This window comes from Rheinheimera sp., assembly GCF_036568245.1.
Lineage (GTDB): Bacteria > Pseudomonadota > Gammaproteobacteria > Enterobacterales > Alteromonadaceae > Alishewanella.
In genome coordinates, this window is record NZ_DATCSY010000351.1 from 1 (window position 1) to 5466 (window position 5466).

The following is a 5466-nucleotide window of genomic DNA, read 5'->3' on the forward strand; positions in this document are numbered from 1 at the left end:
GCGCTATGTCAGGCATCAGGATAAAGTGGGCAGAGAAGACGAGGAACGTCAATTAAGGCTGGATGTAGAAAATAATTAAGCCCCCTTATAGGGGGCCAACGCAAAGCCACCTCCTATGGAGGTGGATTTTTACTATCTGCAGGTGATGCTTAGTGCAGCACGCGTGCGCGCAGCGTACCTGGTATGGCTCTTAGCTCATTCAGTGCCTGTTCGACATCGTCAGAGTCGATATCAATGACCACATAGCCAATATCAGCATTGGTTTGCAGGTACTGACCGGCAATGTTGATGTTGTGCTTGGCAAATGCATCGTTAATTTTAGTCAGCACGCCAGGCTGGTTCTTGTGGATATGCAATAAACGTGAGCGGCCTTTATGCTCTGGCAGCGATACTTCCGGGAAATTAACCGCTGACAGCGTTGAACCGTTGTCGCTGTACTTCACCAGCTTGCCGGCTACTTCAAAGCCGATATTTTCCTGCGCTTCCTGAGTTGAACCGCCGATATGTGGTGTCAGGATCACGTTGTCAAAGGCACGCAGTGGTGAAATAAACTCTTCATCGTTGCCTTTAGGTTCTACCGGAAACACGTCAATAGCGGCGCCTGACAGTTTATTGCTTTGCAACGCACCGGTCAGGGCGTCAATATCCACTACAGTGCCACGTGAGGCGTTTATTAAAATGCTGCCTTGCTTCATCAGCGCCAGTTCGGCTTCGCCAATCATATTTTGTGTTTGTGCCGTCTCGGGCACATGCAGGCTGATAACATCAGAGGTTTTCAGCAGGGTACCGAAATCTACCTGGGTAGCGTTACCCAACACCAGTTTGTCTTCGATATCATAAAACTGTACCCGCATGCCGATGTTCTCGGCCATGATGCTAAGCTGAGTGCCGATATGGCCGTAACCGATAATACCCAGCGTTTTGCCGCGGGCTTCAAAAGAGTTATTAGCGGTTTTTTGCCACTCACCACGATGGGCAGCGGCGTTACGCTGCGGAATACCGCGTAACAGCATAATAATCTGGCCCAATACCAGCTCGGCTACAGAGCGGGTGTTCGAAAACGGTGCATTAAATACCGGAATAGCCCGCTTTAATGCTGCAGTTAAATCAACCTGATTAGTACCGATGCAAAAGCAGCCGATGGCCACCAGCTTACCTGCAGCATCCAGCACTTTGTCGGTTAACTGGGTGCGCGAGCGGATGCCGATAAAATGCGCATCTTTAATCCGCTCAATCAGCTCATCTTCCGGCAGGGATGTTTTTAGATACTCGATATTGCTGTAGCCCTGATTTTTAAAGGTTTGCACCGCGCTTTGATGTAAGCCTTCCAGCAACAGTATTTTTATTTTGTCTTTGGCCAGCGAAAATTTTTCCATGTCACTTCTCTTCAGTAAATTAAAAATAAAATCAGATTGTTATCGTTATTATTATTGTATTTTCGTGGGCCTCTTAACCCGCTGTTAGCGGATAACCTGGGTACCGCTGGCAGTACCAACCAGTACCATATCAGCGGCGCGGTGGGCAAAAATGCCGTTGCACACCACACCAACGATATTGTTTATTTGTTGCTCAAGCTGCAAAGGGTCGGTAATGGCAAGCTGATGGACATCTAAGATCACATTACCATTGTCGGTGGTCACGCCCTGACGTAATACCGGCCTACCGCCTAATTTACTCAGTTGCCTTGCCACATGGCTAGCCGCCATCGGGATAACTTCTACCGGTAGCGGAAATTTACCCAGTACCTCTACCTGCTTAGTGCTATCGACAATACAAATAAACTGCTCTGCTACTGCTGCAACAATTTTTTCGCGGGTAAGGGCAGCGCCACCGCCTTTAATCATGTGCTTTTGTGCGTTAATTTCGTCGGCACCATCAACATACACACTAAAGCTGTCGATGTCGTTAAGATCCAGCACCGCTATGCCAAGTGCTTTTAGCCTGGCAGTCGATTGCTCTGAGCTTGATACCGCGCCTTTTATTTCAGTTTTAATGCTGGCTAATGCGTCGATAAAATGATTCACCGTTGAGCCGGTGCCAACGCCAACGACAGTGTGGCGGGGGATATATTCCAGCGCTGCCCAGGCAGCATTTTTTTTCATTTCATCTTGGGTCATTACAGGTCCGTAATCATTTAGCCATACAGATGGATATTATATCGAAAGACCCTGCCGACAAAAGGGCAAAAGCGGAAAAAGGCGAAAACTGTTTGCTGGTTCAAATAAAGAGGCCAGAAACCCGATCTGGTCGTCACAGAGTGTCTGAGCCCTGCCGTAGGCAAGAGGGCGAGTTGCTGTGACGAGCCAGAGCGGGTATTGTTGCCGGATTTTTAATACCTCAGCACTGAGTTTCAGCTAAACACCCAATGTTTTGCTGGCGTAATAATCTGCTGTAGCGGCACATCCCAGCTATCGGTTGGCACTGCATCTACCTGCTGGCAGTTATGCGCCAGGCCGATAACCTGACTTCGGCTTTTTGCTGGTAGCTGCGACAAAGTGCGATCATAAAAGCCGCCGCCCATCCCCAAGCGGTTACCTTTTAGATCAAACGCCACTAAAGGCGTAAAAATGATATCCAGCTGGTCCACCGGCAGCAGCCGGTGGCATTCTGCTAACGGCTCGGGTATACCAAAGCGGTTAGGGTACAGCAGCGTGTCTTTGTCATAACGCACAAACAACAGGTAACCGCCGGCAAAAGGGTGCAGTACTGGCAGATACAGCTGTTTACCTTGTTGCCACAGTGTTTGTATTAATGGAAAAGTGTCCAGCTCGCTATCATTGGCCAGATACAAAGCAATGTGCTGGCTGTAGCTAAGCGCTGGTAAGGTTAAAGCCTGGCTGACTAAATCATTGGCCGCCTGTTGTTGCTGTTCAGGACTAAGCTGCTGGCGCCTTTGGCGGATAAGTTTACGTAATTGCTGGCGCTGACTTTGATTATCGTGCACGGCGGTCTAAAACACTAACAGGTAATTATTTTGCAGTATGCCTGAATGGCAACAGAATGAAAGGGGTTCTCCAGATTGCCGTGTCTGGTGTTAGCCCTTGAACCATAGGTTCAAGGCGGGAGTCAGATGACCACCTCAGGCTTCCCGGTACGGGCCGGGCTTGCACACTGGTAGTGCAGAAGAATCCCTTGGTAAAAACAATTATCGGCTCAGGGACATCCACCTGATCACCAACAACCCAGAGAACTGAACAGAGTATAACACTGCAATTATCAGCTTATAAGGCGATTCATCGCAGTTTTGCCCGTTTTGGTGCTAGTTGCATGGTTTTGCAGCAACTTTTGTTTACGCTTTATGCCATCAGCAAAACTGCTACAGGAAAGTTGGCGCTTTTAAGCTGGGGTGGTAGCATAAAGGCAGTTAATGACAGCACGAATAGTTATATGAGCAGCCCATTTTTACTGACATACGATGAGTGGATGTACAAGCTGGATCAGGCCTATGTGATGGCGTCTGCTGCTGAGGTGCATGGTTTGGTTGCCGGCTTACTGAGCGCAGGTGTTGAGCCTGAACCCAAGCTGTTGCTGCCGGTGTTGCAGGATTTTCTGAACGATGGCCAGGCACTTAACCAGGAGGTTAAGCAGTATGTCGTCAGCCTGATTGAAGTGACAGCGAAAGAACTGGCAAAAAATGATTTTAGTTTCAGTATGCTGTTACCAAGCGATGACGACAGCCTGCCGGAGCGGTTGGATGCCATGGTGGAGTGGACTCAGGCTTTCCTGGTCGGTTTTGCTGTGCAGCAAACCGATTTATCGCTGGTATCTGATGATGTACGCGAAGCACTGGACCAGCTGACCGAAGTGACCCGGATAGATATTCACACCACTGACGATGGTAGTGCTGAAGAAAACGATGAAGCCTACTTTCTGGTGCTGGAACATATCCGCATTATGGTGCTGGCCTGTTACACCGAAGTCGGGCAAAAATTCAGTGCCAAAACGGTCAGCAATAAGACCTTACATTAATGAAAGACACGGCCCCCGAATTATTTGACCTGGTTATCGCCGGTGGCGGTATGGCTGGTAGCACGTTAGCCTGGGCACTGTTACAGGCGCAGCCACAGCTTAAAGTTGCCATAGTTGAACAACAACCCGAGCAAGTAAGCAGTGTAAGTTTTGACAGCCGCAGCATTGCACTCGCTGCCGCTAGTGTCGATTTACTGCGTCAGTGGGGGCTATGGCAGGGGCTGGAGAAAAACGCCTGCGCTATAAACACCATTAATGTGTCCGATCGCGGCCACTTTGGTAAGGCCCGGCTTAGCGCTGAAGAATACCAGCAACCCGCACTGGGTTATGTGCTGGAAGTTGAACACATGGGTGCCTTGTTAACAGACAAGCTTGCCACTAAAACCGGTATGACCCGTTACGCGCCCGCCACGATAAGTGATATTTCGCCGCAACAACAGCTGCAACATCTTACGCTGGCTGATGGTCGTGAACTTAGCTGTAAGCTGTTGGTCATTGCCGAAGGCGGTTTATCAGCCAGCAGGGCGCTGGCGGGTTTTAGTACAGCAGAAAAACCCTATCAGCAGCATGCCATTATCGCCAACCTGGCATTACCACAAAACCATCAGCATACCGCCTGGGAGCGCTTTACCGAACACGGCCCGATTGCATTGCTGCCGTTGCCGGATAAACGTTATTCGCTGGTGTATACCGTTGCTGATGACGCAGTGCAGCAAGTGATGCAGTTAGACGATGCAGCCTTTACCGCCCATATTCAGCAAGCTTTTGGTTATCGTGCCGGTGTATTTAATGCCACCGGCAAGCGTGCTTGCTACCCGCTGAGTTTACGCTTAAGTACGGATGTTGTGCGCCACCGCGTAGCGCTATTGGGCAACAGTTTACATAGCGTACACCCGATTGCCGGTCAGGGTTTTAACCTGGCTATGCGCGATATTGCTGAGCTGGTTGCTCAAGTAACCGCCGCCACGGATGATATTGGCGGTTATGCTATGTTAAGGCGTTATCAGCAGGCAAGGCTGCATGACATCGGGATCGTAAGTAACGCTACTGATGCGCTGGTGCGGCTGTTTTCTAACAAGTCGCGAACCTTTGCGCTGGCTCGTAACATGGGCTTACTGGCCATGACATTATGTGATGAATTAAAGCGGCCTTTGGCCGAGCAGGCTATGGGGTATCGCAGTTAAATGCACAATAACGACATTACGATTGTTGGCGCAGGTAGCGCCGGGTTAACACTGGCGTTGTTACTGGCAGCAACGGGCCTGAAAATTACTGTGCTGGAGCAGGGTAATGCGCCAAGCCAGCAGTTGGTGCAACACCAAAGAGTCAGTGCGCTCAATCTGGCATCAATGCGGCTACTGGATCATATTGGCGCCTGGCCGGCTATCGCCGCAACCGCTGCTGCTTATCACCAGATGCAAGTGTGGGACGCTGACAGCTTTGGCCGCATCGAATTTAGTGCCGGGCAAGAGCGTTTAAGCCAGCTGGGCTGGATTT

At 50.0% G+C, this 5466-nt stretch carries 6 protein-coding genes and 1 other RNA gene; 3 read left to right on the forward strand and 4 right to left on the reverse strand.

Annotation, left to right across the window (positions count from 1 at the left end; translation table 11 throughout):
* Positions 1–149: 149 nt before the first annotated feature.
* The 4 genes from serA to ssrS all read right to left on the reverse strand — a co-directional run bounded on the left by serA (position 150) and on the right by ssrS (position 3192).
* Positions 150–1376: a phosphoglycerate dehydrogenase gene (serA, locus tag VIN66_RS15470; RefSeq protein WP_331924812.1), complete on the reverse strand. Its 1227-nt coding sequence runs from the start codon at positions 1374–1376 to the stop codon at positions 150–152.
* A gap of 84 nt (positions 1377–1460) precedes the next feature.
* Positions 1461–2117 carry a ribose-5-phosphate isomerase RpiA gene (rpiA, locus tag VIN66_RS15475; RefSeq protein WP_331924813.1) on the reverse strand — a complete coding sequence of 219 codons (657 nt, stop codon included), beginning with the start codon at positions 2115–2117 and terminating at the stop codon, positions 1461–1463.
* Between the two features lie 233 nt (positions 2118–2350).
* Positions 2351–2944 (reverse strand): 5-formyltetrahydrofolate cyclo-ligase, encoded by a 594-nt coding sequence (locus VIN66_RS15480; protein ID WP_331924814.1) that lies wholly within the window; start codon positions 2942–2944, stop codon positions 2351–2353.
* Between the two features lie 63 nt (positions 2945–3007).
* A non-coding RNA gene (ssrS, locus tag VIN66_RS15485) (6S RNA) lies at positions 3008–3192 on the reverse strand.
* A gap of 195 nt (positions 3193–3387) precedes the next feature.
* On the opposite strand from ssrS, the gene VIN66_RS15490 reads away from it, so the two are divergent.
* The 3 genes from VIN66_RS15490 to VIN66_RS15500 all read left to right on the forward strand — a co-directional run.
* Positions 3388–3969, forward strand: coding sequence for a UPF0149 family protein (locus VIN66_RS15490; protein WP_331924815.1), 582 nt, complete (start codon positions 3388–3390; stop codon positions 3967–3969).
* On the forward strand, positions 3969–5153 hold the full coding sequence (gene ubiH, locus VIN66_RS15495) for a 2-octaprenyl-6-methoxyphenyl hydroxylase (protein WP_331924816.1): 1185 nt from the start codon (positions 3969–3971) through the stop codon (positions 5151–5153). The genes VIN66_RS15490 and ubiH overlap by 1 nt, the downstream gene beginning before the upstream one ends.
* On the forward strand, positions 5154–5466 hold a 313-nt coding region (locus VIN66_RS15500), incomplete at its 3' end, for an FAD-dependent oxidoreductase (RefSeq protein WP_331924817.1).

Bases quoted from the DNA above. Each gene is read 5' to 3' on its own strand.
- serA (WP_331924812.1), bottom strand. From the start codon at position 1,376: ATGGAAAAATTTTCGCTGGCCAAAGACAAAATAAAAATACTGTTGCTG.
- rpiA (WP_331924813.1), bottom strand. From the start codon at position 2,117: ATGACCCAAGATGAAATGAAAAAAAATGCTGCCTGGGCAGCGCTGGAA.
- VIN66_RS15490 (WP_331924815.1), top strand. From the start codon at position 3,388: ATGAGCAGCCCATTTTTACTGACATACGATGAGTGGATGTACAAGCTG.
- ubiH (WP_331924816.1), top strand. From the start codon at position 3,969: ATGAAAGACACGGCCCCCGAATTATTTGACCTGGTTATCGCCGGTGGC.